16 protein-coding genes and 1 tRNA gene are annotated in these 14,458 nt (G+C 37.9%); 4 read left to right on the forward strand and 13 right to left on the reverse strand.

All coding sequences use genetic code 11. The features are described from left to right. The first annotated feature begins 120 nt into the window (after positions 1-120). Positions 121-522, forward strand: coding sequence for a hypothetical protein (locus ACOZ9X_RS08610; protein ID WP_423417830.1), 402 nt, complete (start codon positions 121-123; stop codon positions 520-522). 9 nt (positions 523-531) lie between these two features. Here ACOZ9X_RS08610 and ACOZ9X_RS08615 read toward each other — a convergent pair whose 3' ends face one another. From ACOZ9X_RS08615 to ACOZ9X_RS08665, 11 genes are all read right to left on the reverse strand, one after another. After that, positions 532-1,749, reverse strand: a complete 1,218-nt coding sequence (locus tag ACOZ9X_RS08615) for a DUF2515 family protein (RefSeq protein ID WP_423417831.1) — start codon at positions 1,747-1,749, stop codon at positions 532-534. Positions 1,750-1,839: 90 nt separating this feature from the next. Then, complete coding sequence (locus ACOZ9X_RS08620; protein WP_423417832.1) at positions 1,840-2,412, reverse strand: DUF502 domain-containing protein; 573 nt, start codon at positions 2,410-2,412, stop codon at positions 1,840-1,842. Between the two features lie 20 nt (positions 2,413-2,432). Beyond that, positions 2,433-3,299, reverse strand: coding sequence for a D-amino-acid transaminase (gene dat / locus ACOZ9X_RS08625; protein WP_423417833.1), 867 nt, complete (start codon positions 3,297-3,299; stop codon positions 2,433-2,435). A gap of 214 nt (positions 3,300-3,513) precedes the next feature. After that, entirely contained in the window at positions 3,514-3,765 is a 252-nt protein-coding gene (locus ACOZ9X_RS08630; protein ID WP_423417834.1) for a hypothetical protein, read from the reverse strand. A gap of 90 nt (positions 3,766-3,855) precedes the next feature. Continuing rightward, on the reverse strand, positions 3,856-4,677 hold the full coding sequence (nadE, locus tag ACOZ9X_RS08635; RefSeq protein ID WP_423417835.1) for an ammonia-dependent NAD(+) synthetase: 822 nt from the start codon (positions 4,675-4,677) through the stop codon (positions 3,856-3,858). Positions 4,678-4,729: 52 nt separating this feature from the next. Beyond that, on the reverse strand, positions 4,730-5,104 hold the full coding sequence (locus ACOZ9X_RS08640) for a kinase-associated lipoprotein B (protein WP_423417836.1): 375 nt from the start codon (positions 5,102-5,104) through the stop codon (positions 4,730-4,732). Further along, entirely contained in the window at positions 5,101-5,418 is a 318-nt protein-coding gene (locus tag ACOZ9X_RS08645) for a hypothetical protein (RefSeq protein WP_416731632.1), read from the reverse strand. Before ACOZ9X_RS08645 ends, ACOZ9X_RS08640 begins: the two co-directional genes overlap by 4 nt. Before the next feature lie 146 nt (positions 5,419-5,564). Then, a complete protein-coding gene (locus tag ACOZ9X_RS08650; RefSeq protein ID WP_423418254.1) occupies positions 5,565-6,473 on the reverse strand; it encodes a rhodanese-related sulfurtransferase in 909 nt (302 codons plus the stop codon). A 136-nt stretch (positions 6,474-6,609) separates the two neighbouring features. Further along, positions 6,610-6,684, reverse strand: a tRNA-Arg gene (locus ACOZ9X_RS08655). Positions 6,685-6,763: 79 nt separating this feature from the next. Then, the gene (locus ACOZ9X_RS08660; protein ID WP_423417837.1) at positions 6,764-7,138 is read right to left on the reverse strand and encodes a DUF2203 domain-containing protein; all 375 of its coding nucleotides are present in this window, start codon (positions 7,136-7,138) and stop codon (positions 6,764-6,766) included. Between the two features lie 99 nt (positions 7,139-7,237). After that, positions 7,238-7,522: a hypothetical protein gene (locus ACOZ9X_RS08665; protein WP_423417838.1), complete on the reverse strand. Its 285-nt coding sequence runs from the start codon at positions 7,520-7,522 to the stop codon at positions 7,238-7,240. 188 nt (positions 7,523-7,710) lie between these two features. Between ACOZ9X_RS08665 and ACOZ9X_RS08670 the strand changes: the two genes are divergently transcribed. Further along, a complete protein-coding gene (locus tag ACOZ9X_RS08670) occupies positions 7,711-8,451 on the forward strand; it encodes a DUF6081 family protein (protein ID WP_423417839.1) in 741 nt (246 codons plus the stop codon). 139 nt (positions 8,452-8,590) lie between these two features. Then, positions 8,591-10,045 (forward strand): amidase family protein, encoded by a 1,455-nt coding sequence (locus ACOZ9X_RS08675; RefSeq protein WP_423417840.1) that lies wholly within the window; start codon positions 8,591-8,593, stop codon positions 10,043-10,045. 237 nt (positions 10,046-10,282) lie between these two features. On the opposite strand, the gene ltaE is transcribed toward ACOZ9X_RS08675, so the two are convergent. Then, the gene (ltaE, locus tag ACOZ9X_RS08680; RefSeq protein WP_423417841.1) at positions 10,283-11,317 is read right to left on the reverse strand and encodes a low-specificity L-threonine aldolase; all 1,035 of its coding nucleotides are present in this window, start codon (positions 11,315-11,317) and stop codon (positions 10,283-10,285) included. A gap of 24 nt (positions 11,318-11,341) precedes the next feature. Then, the gene (locus ACOZ9X_RS08685) at positions 11,342-12,112 is read right to left on the reverse strand and encodes a class I SAM-dependent methyltransferase (RefSeq protein ID WP_423417842.1); all 771 of its coding nucleotides are present in this window, start codon (positions 12,110-12,112) and stop codon (positions 11,342-11,344) included. Between the two features lie 144 nt (positions 12,113-12,256). On the opposite strand from ACOZ9X_RS08685, the gene ACOZ9X_RS08690 reads away from it, so the two are divergent. After that, the gene (locus tag ACOZ9X_RS08690; RefSeq protein ID WP_423417843.1) at positions 12,257-14,443 is read left to right on the forward strand and encodes an MMPL family transporter; all 2,187 of its coding nucleotides are present in this window, start codon (positions 12,257-12,259) and stop codon (positions 14,441-14,443) included. Positions 14,444-14,458 lie beyond the last annotated feature (15 nt).

The raw sequence follows: 14,458 nt of genomic DNA on the forward strand, positions 1-14,458 counted from the left end.
TATTAAAATATGATGTGTTTTAAATTTGGACAGGGCGTTTTCATCAGTTCCACAAAAGGGTTATGTCCCTTTTTCGTTCGTTGAATATACATATATAGAAACTATTATGAGGTGATTTTTTTGAAAGAGAAATCTGTAAGAATGTTCCCATATGGCGGATACGACCCTTTTACTACACCTACTGCAAAGGGATATGCAAATAGCCAAACGGTACCCGGCAGACCGCCATACGCACCTGCAGCTCAAACTCCAGCTATGCCACAGCAGCAATATTCACAAGGATTAACTCAACAGCCTTTCATGCCGTATATGATGCCGATGATGCCACCTGGTGGGATGCCGCATCCAATGATGCAAGGTATGCCTTTTCATCAGCAGCAGACGCAGAGCAGTCAAAGTTCAATGGGCATGATGCCAAACAATCAAGGATCTGGACTTAACTTCGGAAAAATGATGGGCGGAGCTAATCAAGTTATGGGCCTTGCACAGCAAATGGGTAACATCCTTTCCTTCTTTAAATAGAAGCCTTTATCAAAGGTTTCTATTTTTTTTGAGCAACTTATAATATCGATTGAAAAGAAACACAGACTCAATTTTGTGAAGACCAGACCAATACGTCATCCATGTGGAGGGAGAAGGTTTATTAAGTAACTTCATCTTCTCTAATACATACTCTTCATCTTCAAACCAATTCGAACCAAGATAAGGTCCATTAAAGCTGTACTTCCATACATCTAGAAGAAATGGACTATATATTTTCGTGTTATTTTTCACTTTAAAAAAAGAGAGCTTTTCTTTAGGAAACTTATCAAGAGAACTATTGAAAGCTGTAAAACTATCATCATCATAATCACATCGTGATCCAGTATGAGGAAAAGTATTTGCAAAGCTGTGTATCTTCTTTACAAATTGCGGCTGAAATAATGTAGCGTATAAGTTTTGTCCCAATCGAATTCTTTCGTCGAGGTTTTTAAAATGGTGCATGTTTCTTCCTATTGAATGTTTCAACGGCCATGTAGGAAACAAAATTTGAGAAAGTCTAAGCCATTCTTGCAGTCGATATGTGAAAGAATTTAATAATTTCTTATACTCTTCTGTTTGAACAAGTGCTTTTTCAAGATGACTTTGTTCATTAATAATTTGTGCGACAGGTAATAAAAAGCTCTGATCTTCTCGGCGTATATAAACCTCCCAAACTCCTTCAATAAAAGGAGAAATGTTAAAATTAGAACTAAGATAAAACAGAGATATCCCCCTTTTTTTACTCTCTTCGTATAGAAGCAATTGAGGATAAGCATCCTCAAAGATCATACTGTTCCCTTTTTCAAGCATATCGTACAATCTTATTGTAAACGTCTCTTCAAGAATATGTGGTAAGAACTCCCCTTTTAGATCACTCATAAAATAACCTGCATTTCTAGAAACCATATGTGCTAAAAATGACCATGTGATCTCAGGATGTTTATTATAGAACGTTAAATAAGCTGCGGTACGTGTAACATTATTCTTGTTAAAGCGTTTAGTATCTGCTCTGATTCTTTGAATGAGCTCCTTGCTATTGCTTTGAAGATTTATCTTAACTTCTCCGTTTCTTCTTTTTATTCTCTTCCATTCATCTTGAAGCAACGTCCTCTGCTCTTTACTTAGTTCCCAAATTACTTTTTCTCTATGAAAAAATGGAATAGCATTTATGACCATTTCGAACGGGATGAGTGTTAATTTTGTAAATAACCGTTTTGAATTAGCCACTCTTAACACCCTCCTTTTCTTTCAATGTATGAGAAAAGGAAAGCGAAAAACACCCTTTCCATTGTAAAGGGTGTTTGTTTATTGACTATGTTATTTTGTTGCGACGCCACCCGATAATAAAAACTTCATGGCATCTTCAGGTTTTACATCGAGAACCTTGACCTTGTCTTTTGGTACTAAAAAAGTAAAGCCTGCAATCTGAAACGTTTGAGGGATATATACAGCAACGTGATCTCTTAACTCGTCACTTAAGCTACTTACATCTTCAGTCGTAACAAAACCAACACTTTTTAAATTCAGTTCAGGATATTCGATCAGGACAACCTTGGAGAAAGATCTTTTCTCTCCAAACAGAGAGTGGATCGTATCTTTAATTACAGAATAAATCGTCTTAACAAATGGTATCTTCTCTAGTACCCGATCGATAAGACTAAATATTTTTCCTGATACATATTGAGTAGACATCCAGCCTAAGACCGTGATGAGAACGAGCGTTGTGGTGAGACCGATGCCGGGTATATAATCTTCTTTTAGAACATCTTTTAATAAATTTCCAAGGATGCTGTCTAAGAATCCAAAAATCTTATAAATCATATAAACAGCTAACACGATCGGAAGGATGGTCAAGAGTCCATTTATAAAGTACTTGAGTATTTTTTTCATGTTTTCCCCTACAATTAAGACTAGTTAACGACTGAAGTATTCACTATAATCTGTTTCTTAAAGTCATCTTGCAGTTTTAGAGTTACAGGACCAATGTCGTACGATCGACTCTCTCTGCCTACAAGTTTTGTGACTGGTGTAACTTCCATCGTTGTACTTGTAATGAAAACTTCGTCCGCGTTTAAAAGGTCATCTACCGAAAACGCTTCTTCTAAAACTGAGATCTCATTTTGTTGTGCCAATTTGATCACGATTTGTCTAGTGATACCATTTAAAATTAGGTTCGTACTTGGATGTGTTTTCAATGTTCCATTTTTTACGATAAATACGTTGGACGAAGATCCTTCTGTTACTGTTCCATCTCTGTGCTGAATCGCTTCTTGACAGTCAAAGTCTGCAGCTTTTCGTTTTGCCATTACATTGCCAAGAAGGTTTAAACTTTTAATATCACATCGTAGCCAGCGGATGTCTTCCGTTAAGTACGTGCTGATACCCCTTGCTTGAGATTCCGCAATGTTTTCAAGTGAAACAGATTTTGCAAAACCTGTTACAACGCTTTGCATATTTCTTTCATAAAGATGATTTCTCGGTGCTACTCCACGCGTCATCTGAATATAGACCATTCCATTTTCGATGTTGTTCTTACTGATCAGTTCATCTGTAAGCTTTTTAAACGTAGAAACATCGTAGGGCATTGCAAGTTCTAGTTTTTTAGCACTTTGTTCAAACCTCGCGAAATGCTCTTTAAACGCAAAAGGTTTTTTGTCATAAACAAAGACCACTTCATAGATACCATCTCCGAAAAGGTAGCCTCTGTCTTCTGGATCAACTGGTATCGATCCGTCTTTAATAATTTGATCATGATACAAGACGTATGAATTTTCCATGATTTTACCACCCCATCAATATAATATGTATACAGTTGAGCTTTCATCTACTTTAAATGAAAAAGTGAATGCCTTCAAGAGTCACTTTGTATGTATTCACAGTTGTGTTTTTAAATAGTTGTTTTCATACAGGCTGCTCGATTTTTTGCGGTAAAACAACGCGTAACAACAAATCAAACAAAAAACCGCTCTCTTATAAGCGGCTTCTTTTACATTATTGCTTTACAGTCTTTACGACTTTATGATCTTCAACTGTCACGATATATAGTTCCTTGTCCATTTCGATCAGAAAGTCATTATCATATTGTTCTTTTAACTCTTCTTCAATCTTAAAAGGTTTCTTAAAATGCTCGTCGATAACATTTAATTTATCTTTTCTTTCGTTCTCGCGATTAATGGTATCATAAACAAAATATGCTAAAAATACGATACCTAATGAGATGATGATCTTCGCCGTTTTACTCAAAGTTATGTATCCCCTTCCCCTTTATTCCAAAAACAAGTATAACCTAAAATCGGCAAAACAAAAACACCTGGTTTCCCAGATGCTCTTTACTTATTTCCACCATGTATCGTGAATAGAAGCAGGATGATTTCTTTTGTGCATGGTTTGGATGTATCTCTTTTCAATTTTTTCTTTAGATTCCAAAGACACTTCTTTGCCCTCAAGATAATCATCAATTTCTTCATAAGTAACTCCGAGTGCTGTTTCATCAGGAATCAAAGGCTTGTCATCTTCAAGGTCAGCTGTAGGAACTTTTAAATATAGACGTTCTTCTGCGCCTAGTTCTTTTAACAGCTCTCTTCCTTGTCTTTTATTTAAGCCATACAAAGGAATGATATCACATGCGCCATCACCATGTTTTGTAAAGAAGCCTGTTATCGCCTCTGCTGCATGATCTGTACCGATGACCAAACATTGATAGGCACCAGCAAGGTCATATTGAACTTTCATTCTTTCACGAGCCTTCGTGTTTCCCTTAAGAAAGTGAGAAAGTTCTTTTTCAGTCGCCTTCATAAACGCGCTTACAGAGGCGTCTACTGCTGGTTTGATATCTACTGTTAGGGATACATCTGGCTCGATAAATTTCAGTGCACGCTGTGCATCTTCTTCATCTTTTTGAACACCATAAGGAAGTCTAACCGCTACAAACGTATATTTTACCCCTGTTTCTTCACTCAGCTCATTCATGGCGATCTGGGCTAACTTTCCTGCAAGACTCGAGTCTTGTCCACCACTGATGCCGAGAACATACCCTTTTGCACCTGATTTTTTTACATAGTCCTTTAAAAATTGAATTCTGGACATAACCTCTTTTTTCGCATCAATCTTAGGTTTTACTTTCAACTCTGAAATAATCTGTTTCTGAAGTTCCAATTCTATCGCCACCTTTATCTCTATAATATCTCATTCCACTGTCTATCCACTTTTAATCAAGTTTATAATCTTTTTTTAATGAAAATAAACATTCCAACGAACGTTTTGACCATGGGCTAGCGTCCTCTTCTAGTTTCTTTATGTAATGATCTAAGGCTTGTTTTAGAGATTCCTTGTATGGGGGAAGTTCACCGTCGTAGTTCTTTACAGTATGCACGGGCACCCATGTCTTCTCTCCGTAACTCAAGGCTCTTCTTTCCTGAAAAAATGGGACTTCTGCTTGTTTGGGATTATGAAGATCACCTTGCCAAGGGTGTGTTTTTACCGCAAGCACTTCAAACAGAACCATCTGGTTTCGTTCTTCGCCTGCTTTTCCAATATACTGCCCTGTTTTATAGCTCGCGATAACAAGATTATTGATGTTCATCCTTTTTTTGTCTCCTTCATCGCCTGAATTTCATTGGACACTACAAAGGCAAGATCATCGTTACCAAACATCGATAAAACTTGAAGCACAGTATCATGAGGAATGTGCTCTGCTTCATCGATTGAAACAGTTTGCTCTAGCATATGCATCACATACTCATTCTTACTTTGGTCTGGATAAGCTTTAAGATAGACGGCTTTAGGATCGAGCTTATTATTTACACACCATTGACTATAGATGATGATCATCATACCTTCATCTTTTTGATAATTACTTATCACTTGTTCAGAAATATCGTTAGCTTTATTATTCAACTCAATCACCTCTTTAATCACTCTTTTGTGTCTGGTTTTGCATCCGTTTTGTTTTCCGTATTTTGATGTCAAAAGTTGCAACTATATACCGTTTACTTTAAAACAGGAAAATAAAAAAAGCCAGTATAAACACTGGCTTTTTTAGCTTAAACCGTCTGTTGTTCTTTTTGTTCCGTCTCATAACGGTTACGTGGATGATCTAGACATTCTTTTGAACAAGAACGCTTATGTTTCACTTCACACTCCGGACAACAAACATGTTGTTTGTTACATTCTGGGTTTGCGCAGTTCACATAACGATCTTCTGTTTTTCCGCAATAATAACATGTAGCGATCACTACATCTTCCTCTGTACGGTTAACGGGAACTGAGATACGTTCATCAAACACATAAAGTTTACCATCCCAAAGCTTCCCTTGTACTTCATCGTCTTTACCGTACGTTACGATTCCACCCTCTAGCTGTGATACATCTTGAAATCCTTCTTGAAGAAGAAAGCCTGAAAACTTTTCACAGCGGATACCGCCTGTACAATACGTTAAAACTTTTTTATCTTTAAACTGGCTGATGTTCTCACGTACCCATTTTGGAAAATCTCTAGATGCTTTTACATCTGGACGGATAGCACCGCGAAAATGGCCGATCTCGTATTCGTAGTCGTTACGTCCATCAATTACGATAACATCTTCATCTTGCAACGCTTCGTAAAATTCTTTCGGAGATAAACGTTTACCTGACAATTCGTTCGGATTCACATCATCTTCAAAACGCCAAGTTACGAGCTCTTTTTTATGACGAACAAACATCTTACTAAACGCATGTTCTTCAACCTCATCTATTTTAAAAACAATATCTTCAAATCGCGGATCTGCTTTTAAATGATCCATGTATACTTGAGTCTGTTCATACGTTCCTGACACGGTTCCATTGATTCCCTCAGGAGCAACGATTATTCTGCCTAGAAGACCTAAATCTTTACAAAACTTTAGGTGCTCGTCTTTGTAGCTCTCTGGATCATCGATCGGAACATACTTGTAATACAAGAGTACTCTCATTTTTTCTGACACAATTAATCACCAACCTGCAACGTTAGTTTATTTTTGTGACGCCAAATAAAAAACCACCGGTCCCAATAGCCTTCCCCGTGGTGAGTACCGGTCTAACCGATATTCTTAGTTATTCAATTGGAAGTGGCGCGCCCACCAGGATTCGAACCCAGAATACGAGAGCCGAAATCTCGTGTGATATCCATTTCACTATAGGCGCTAATTACGTCACGATTAATATCATAAGCTTTTTTAGAGAATAATACAAGTGTTATTTACATGAATTCCACAAGCAACCCTTAATTTACCAGATGAAGTGAATCTAAGCTTTTTTCAATACTCTCATAGATCGTGATGACTGGTTCTTCTGGATGCCATTTGAATACACCTTTTTCTCCATTTAATATAGCTGGAAAATGGAGTGTCGATGAGAAGGCATCTTCAAACCAAACACCATGTGACAAGATATTTGAAATAAACATTTCAGCTTCAAGTTCCATAAATTGAATCCTTTTTTCCCAGGCAGCTTTTTCTTCAGCATTTAACTGAGGTTCGACCTGCTGAAAAGATTCATACCACAAGTCAAACTCTCTTTGTAGATTATGTAGAGAATCAAATTCTTTTGAGAGGACCGGAAGCAATTGGTTGGCTTCTTCTAATGTATAGCGCTTCATTACATCGTTCTCCTTCATCTTCTTGTACGTATTATATCAAATGATAAATACTTTGCACACAAAAATGACAAGAAGAAAACCTTTTGGATTACCAAAAGGTTAAACGGTAAGACATATTTCTTTCTTTGGATTCTTTAAGTCTAAATAAAAATCCCTAACCGTTTCATCTTCAAGAAGTTCTGGAAAATCTCTTCTATATTCTGAACTGATTAAGATTTGCTCCACTAGATCAACTGATCCTCTTCTTATTAAAAGTCTTAACGTCAACCATTTATCACGTTTTGATTTCAGATGAAACTTCGTAATAAACAACATGATTCTATCATCGCTTGAGAACGTTTTTTCCTTTTCTTTTCGTAAATTAATTTGAGATACCGTTTTCATAGAGAACACCCTCCCTTTAATTTGCGAGCTCTTAATACCATTATTATTCAGTTTTTTCTGAAATATACTTGTCCATCCTAGAAATCTAGTTTTTTGTGGACGGGTATTAATAGAAAAGCCAGCATTTGCCTCATCAATCTTAATTTGATTAAATATGTTTATAAGCAATTAACTAGGAGCTGTGTTTAATGAAAAAACATCAAAATGAAATCGTACTCGGCAATTTCCATTCTATCCTGACCGAATCTGAAACATGGAGGATAGGTGGCTTCCCTCTTCCAGATGGATCCTTCCATGAGTTTAGAGAACCTGAGGCAGTTGTAATTGTTCGTAACGACGAGCTGTATGTTAGAGTAAATCCTTTCACTAAATCCCACCCTTCTGTTCAGTTCTTAGATAATGCAAAACACATGTATTATTCAAATGAACCGATCAAAGTGCCACAAGACGGAACCGTTTCTTTTCAATGGAGAATGCGTTCACGTCCGATCGGAACGAATGCGAATGATCTGTATGATGGTTTTGTTTCTGTAAACTTATTAGACTTCACTACAGGCGCAGCACTTGATTTCTTTGCAGGTAACGATAAGTATGCGAGTGTATATGCGGTACTCCCTTTTCCAGGTGTCTCAGTACCTGAAACAGATAAAACAAGATATTTTTGTATCTTTAAAGAGGAGCATGAATTCGATCAAAGAGAATGGAACGAATTCGAGATCACCTATAACCGATCAGCTGATGAAGTGACCTTTTCAGTGAACGGAAAGATCGTTCGAACAGAACAAGATGTGCCGATCAAGTTTAATGAGTTTACCGTAGCGTTAGGACTTATGACAGAGAAAGACTTATCACCTGAAGGAAGCACCTCGCTTCATGGTCAGGGTATAATCGGTGAATGGTCTCCAATGAAAGTATCTTTTAGTGAATAGTACAGGAATCGGCTTAAAACCTTAAAGGTCTGCATGATGCGGGCCTTTTTTTATTTATTCTATGAATACTTTGAAAATTCCTTTTTTTGCGACAGTTTTATATAATAAGTATTAAGTAATTAAGAGAGGAAGCGGCAAAATGTCACAAAATATTGTGTTGGATTTAAACGAGATCACATTAGAAAAGATACAGCGTCATTTTGAGAACGGTGATCTGACATCATTAGACCTCGTAATGTTTTATCTAGATCGTATCTCCAAATATGATAAACAAGGACCTATGATCAACTCCGTGTTAGAAATCAACCCCCATGCCTTATTCATTGCAAGAAGCCTGGATGTTGAAAGACAGAACGGAAAAGTTCGGGGACCCTTACACGGTGTTCCCATCATCATTAAAGATAATATCGACACTGCCGATCAGATGCACACGAGTGCTGGATCTTTGGCTTTAGAAAACCATTATGCCAAAAGTGATGCTTTTCTCGTTAAGAAGTTGAGAGATGCTGGTGCAGTTATTATCGGCAAAGCAAATATGACGGAATGGGCTAACTTCATGGCATATGAGATGCCAAACGGTTTTAGTTCTAGAGGAGGTCAAGTATTGAATCCATACGGACCTGGTGTATTAGATGTGAGTGGATCTAGTTCAGGTTCTGCCGCAGCTGTAGCAAGTAATTTTGCTGCACTTAGCATAGGAACTGAGACTTCAGGCTCTATTCTTTGTCCCGCTGGAAACAATAATATCGTAGGAATCAAACCTACTGTCGGTTTAATCTCTCGATCCGGTATCATTCCCATTTCAATTAGTCAAGACACCGCAGGTCCTATGGCACGAAACGTCAAAGATGCTGCGATCCTCCTTGAAGCGATACAGGGAAATGATCCGCTAGATCCTGCAACATTATCTACTCCAGATCATCCGAGCTATATAGAAGGTTTAGAACAAGCCTCACTAAAGGGAAAGCGATTTGGTGTAGCGTATGAATTCTGCATAAAGCATTTAAATCAAACGCAGAGATCAGTTTTCGATGAAGCTCTAAAGCTCATAGAGGATGAAGGTGGAGAGATTATTTATTTAGAACAGATCTCACCTTTTGAGAATATTGAATCAGATTATAAGGTCCTCTTACACGAATTTAAATTTGGCCTCAACCATTATTTACGTACTGTTTCATCAGAGATCAAGATCTCCTCTTTATCAGATGTTATCAAATTTAATGAACAGAACAAAGAAATGTGTTTAAAGCACGACCAAGAGCTGTTGATAGAAAGTAATGGTACTGACGGGAATTTAACGAGTCCTGAATATCTTACAGCGAGATTGAACGATCTTGAGATGACACAGAAAAAAGGAATAGATCTTGCCATTGAAAGACACAGTTTGACTGCTCTAATCAGTCCAAACGATGTCTGGTACAGTATTCCTGCAAAAGCAGGATATCCTTCCATTTCAGTTCCTTCTGGATTCGGTGATGACGGCATGCCACTAAGTGTCATATTTACTGGGGAAGCATACTCTGAGAAAAAATTGATTCACATCGCTTATGCCTTTGAACAGATTTCGAACAAGAGAGTTCCTGTAGTATTTTAATAGAATTTATTTGAAAGTAGTTGATTTCCGTTCAAGATACACGCTTTTGGCGGGGCAAGCAGTGAACCACATTTTAACGTGTGTCTTAACTGCCCACCTGTCCTAGCCGAGAGTCTCACATCTTTCACCATTCAAAGTCGAAGAAGCGGTTTAAAAACACAAAGGATGAGCCTTCATGTAGAGGCTCATCCTTCTATTTGTAGTTCATTGTTTCATCCGTTATTGAGATACATTCTATTATCCTACTACTCGTCTTAATGCAGAAATAGCATGATCGATATCTTCTTCACTAACATCATAATGCGTTGTTAACCGAATCTGACCTTCACCGAACGATACAGCAAGAACTCCCTCTTGCTTTAGTCTTTCTAAAAACTCTTCATTCCTCTGTTTTGTGTTTTCAATATTCATGATTACAATATTTGTATCAGGTCTATTGACTACTACCAAACTCTCCATATCTTCGATGGCATCTGCTAACCTTCGTGCTTTATGATGATCTTCAGCTAATCGGTCGACCATTTTTGTTAATGAGATGATACCACTAGCTGCTAAGAATCCTGCTTGTCTCATTCCTCCGCCTAGACGTTTTCTCCACTTACGAGCTTTCTGGATAAATTCTCGGTCTCCTGCAAGAATGGAACCCACAGGTGAGCCTAATCCTTTTGATAAACAGATTTGTACCGAATCACAATATTGGGTAAAGTCATTCACATTCTTGTTCGTCGCTACAGCTGCATTAAAAAGCCTCGCACCATCGATATGTACAGGGATTCCTGCCTCTTTTGCCACTTCGTATATCTTTTTCATGTTTTCTAATGAAACGACAGATCCTCCTGAACGGTTATGTGTATTCTCAAGACAAATTAACGTTGTATCTGGAAAATGAATATCTTCAGTACGAATCGCTTGTTTGACTAAAAGAGGATCCATCTCTCCTCGTAAGCCTTCAATGACTCTTGGCTGAACACCCGCTAATGCAGAGATAGCAGCTCCTTCATAAAAGAAGATATGAGACTCTGATTCAACGATGATCTCATCACCAGGTGAACATTTAGCCAGCACCGCCAACTGATTTCCTTGTGTTCCACTCGTTACAAACAAAGCTGCCTCTTTTCCTGTTATCTCAGCAGCTAACTTTTCAAGTTTGTTTATTGTTGGATCTTCTCCATATACATCATCACCAACAGTTGCTGTGTAGATAGCTTCTCTCATTTCTTTAGTAGGTTGCGTTAGCGTATCACTTCTAAGATCGATCATGTTCCACCTCATCTGATTTTTTTCTGTCTTAACCTTTTAGTTACCATCAATAACACCATATAAAAAACTGGCGTTTCGTTTTATTACGGAAAATCCTAAGTCATAAAACTTCGAACTCGTTTTGTTGTCTTTCATTACAACTCGTTTTGAAGCTACTCTTTTTGCTTCATTAATGGTCGCTTCTGTGAGGATACTATAATCAGCACTGCTCTTTAACCCTTGAATCCCAGGTGATGAGATCGTAGATTCGAACATCGGATCAAAATAGACCACATCAAAACTATTATCGAGCTGTTTTTTCAGAAAATCATAATGATTATCATACACCACTTCAATTCTTCTCATCGCTTCATTCATCTCTTCAGAGTTCGAATCCCATACTTGGAGACCGCTCTTCACAACAAATGAAATCGCTCTGCTGCTCTCTACTCCGACTACAGCTCCTGAACTTCCTGCTACTAAACTCGCAACGATCGCATCAGAGGCAAGGCCTAGCGTACAGTCTAAGATCTTCATCCCCACGTTAAGCTGAGTCGCTTCTATAAAAGCATCTTTTTCCCCTCGAAGGATCTGTTTTACACGAAACATAGAAGAATTGGGATGAAAAAAGAACGGTGTACCTCCGTCTTTAGGATGATACGAGATTTTGTCCACTCCGATCATAAGAATATGGTCATTATATGTACGAATCATAGAAGAAATGGAATGACTTTCTCTGTCCACAAAAGTACCGTCAATCGAGTCGGCTACTTCTTTTGCTTTGTTTCTTAATCGTGTTGCATTCTTTCCAGCTGTCGTAATGATCATTGTTTTCACCTATCAGTTTTATTATGAATAATTCATTATCGTAATTGCCTCTTATAAACCTGCTACTAAGATTACGTATCATTTGCATATCTCATTGAACAAACCTAAAATATGGGAAGATAGAAGTATGAGGAGGCTCCAAGAATGAAAAAAGGTTTATCGTTTCAGGCCTTAGGAAAATTTACATACCGTTTCCGTAAGCTCATTATAACATTTTGGGTTCTAACTACCATTCTCTTAGGCTTTTTTGCTGTTAAACTCCCTTCGATCTTAAGCGGCAGCGGGTTTGAAATGGATGGATCTTTCGCAAAAGTAGAAAATATTCTTCAAGATAAGTTTGATCAGCCAAAATCATCGGTGATGCTCGTCTTTGATTCTAAAGAGTACTCTCCAGAAGACGCTGAGTATAAGTCATTCGTCATGGAAACGATTGAAAAGATGGACGGAGTCGACGATGTAGTTGACATCCAAAGTCCTTATGACGTTCCTGAAAAAACAATAAAAGAGAACGTTTCTTTTGCATCTGTTCAGTTCGATAAAAGTTTTGGAGACCTGAAAAAGTCTATTGATCAAATAAGAGATCGTATGCCAGAAAACAATGAAATTTCTGTTTCATTAACAGGTGGACCCGTGATTGCAGAAGATATGAACACTGCGAGTCAACACGACCTAGCTAGAGCAGAAGCGATCGGGATACCTGCTGCATTAATCATTCTTTTGCTCGCGTTCGGCGGTTTGATCGCAGCAGGCTTACCTATTATTGTCGGATTAATCTCGGTCGCAAGTTCACTTGGTCTTCTCTATTTTTACGGACAAACTACAAATGTGAGTATTTTCTTACTCAATGTTGTTCCTATGATCGGACTTGCATTAGGAATAGATTTCGCTCTTCTCCTCGTCAACCGGTTTCGTGAAGAGCTTCATCGTGGTATTGAAAAAGCTACGATCATATCTGTACAAACAGCTGGTCGTTCAATCGCCTTCTCAGGTTTATGTGTCTTCTTAGGACTATCTGGAATGCTGTTGATCGATATTGATATTTTTAAGACCGTTGCCATCGGTGGCATGCTCGTTGTAGTGCTCTCGGTTCTGAATGCGATAACATTCTTACCATCCCTGTTAGCAGTTCTTGGCGAGAGAGTGAACGCTTTGAAATTGTTAAAAACAAAAGAGAACACAAAATCAGTTTGGCATAGTTTTGCAGCGTTCGTTATGAAAAGACCTATTATAATGGCTGTAATCGCAGCTCTGGTTTTAGGATTATCTGTGACACCTGTGAAAGATATGAAGCTATCCATACCAGAGGCCGACGCACTTCCACCGGATTATGAATCAAGATTAGCCTTTGAAAAATTCGAAAAAACGTTCGGTGAAGATGAGTTATACCCTGTAACAATAGTTGCCGAATCTAAAAATTCTTTTCTAAAAGATGAAGAATCACTTTTAGCACTTGAAAAACTTACAAAAGATCTTCAAAGTCAAAAAGAAGTAAATAAAACAGAATCTATCTTCACTTACACCAATTCATTAAACGGTTCAGAACTTTTCCAAGCCCTGCAGACCGATCAAGGAAAGCAGCAGTTCTCTCCTGTTCTGAAACCTTTTATCAATGACGATACTGCTGTAATTAAAGCTTATCTATCTGTCGATGTAACAGGTGATAAGGCGAAACAGTTCGTCAAAAAATGGGAAAAAGAACATGAAGGATTGTCTATCACAATCGGTGGAGTTACGAAGTTTAATCAAGAGATCTTTGATGAGATCATCGAAAAGGCTCCTTACGGCTTAGCTATCGTTCTTATAACAACACTCTTTATTCTCATGATCGCATTCCGTTCTGTATTTATTCCGGTAAAAGCGATCTTTATGAACATGCTGAGCTTGTCCGCTACTTTTGGAATACTAGTTTGGATTTTCCAAAGTGGTGTCATCATGGAACCTGTTGATATCGGATTGATGATTCCTGTCTTTACTTTTGGAATCGTTTTTGGACTTAGTATGGATTACGAAGTGTTTTTGATCTCTAGGATTCAAGAGATATACGAAGAGACTGGTGATAATGATCGTGCTACCCTACTTGGATTAACTTCTACATCTAAGATCATTACATCAGCTGCAGCGATCATGATTGTAATCACAGGCTCGTTTGCTTTTACGAACGTCATGCCTGTGAAACAGATCGGTATCGCTATTGCTCTTGCCATATTTATAGATGCAACGATCGTTAGGATGATATTCGTACCGTCTCTTATGAAACTTCTTGGAGACTGGAACTGGTGGATGCCATTCATAAAGAGAAAAGAGAAAAAGCAAAGCGGCACCCTTTCTTAAAGGGATGCCGTTTTT

Source organism: Fictibacillus nanhaiensis (assembly GCF_049537595.1).
Lineage (GTDB): Bacteria > Bacillota > Bacilli > Bacillales > Fictibacillaceae > Fictibacillus > Fictibacillus nanhaiensis_F.

Coding starts and splice junctions, on each gene's coding strand:
- ACOZ9X_RS08620 (WP_423417832.1), bottom strand. CDS start 2,412: ATGAAAAAAATACTCAAGTACTTTATAAATGGACTCTTGACCATCCTT.
- dat (WP_423417833.1), bottom strand. CDS start 3,299: ATGGAAAATTCATACGTCTTGTATCATGATCAAATTATTAAAGACGGA.
- ACOZ9X_RS08640 (WP_423417836.1), bottom strand. CDS start 5,104: ATGAACATCAATAATCTTGTTATCGCGAGCTATAAAACAGGGCAGTAT.
- ACOZ9X_RS08650 (WP_423418254.1), bottom strand. CDS start 6,473: ATGAGAGTACTCTTGTATTACAAGTATGTTCCGATCGATGATCCAGAG.
- ACOZ9X_RS08660 (WP_423417837.1), bottom strand. CDS start 7,138: ATGAAGCGCTATACATTAGAAGAAGCCAACCAATTGCTTCCGGTCCTC.
- ACOZ9X_RS08665 (WP_423417838.1), bottom strand. CDS start 7,522: ATGAAAACGGTATCTCAAATTAATTTACGAAAAGAAAAGGAAAAAACG.
- ACOZ9X_RS08670 (WP_423417839.1), top strand. CDS start 7,711: ATGAAAAAACATCAAAATGAAATCGTACTCGGCAATTTCCATTCTATC.
- ACOZ9X_RS08675 (WP_423417840.1), top strand. CDS start 8,591: ATGTCACAAAATATTGTGTTGGATTTAAACGAGATCACATTAGAAAAG.
- ltaE (WP_423417841.1), bottom strand. CDS start 11,317: ATGAGGTGGAACATGATCGATCTTAGAAGTGATACGCTAACGCAACCT.
- ACOZ9X_RS08685 (WP_423417842.1), bottom strand. CDS start 12,112: ATGATCATTACGACAGCTGGAAAGAATGCAACACGATTAAGAAACAAA.
- ACOZ9X_RS08690 (WP_423417843.1), top strand. CDS start 12,257: ATGAAAAAAGGTTTATCGTTTCAGGCCTTAGGAAAATTTACATACCGT.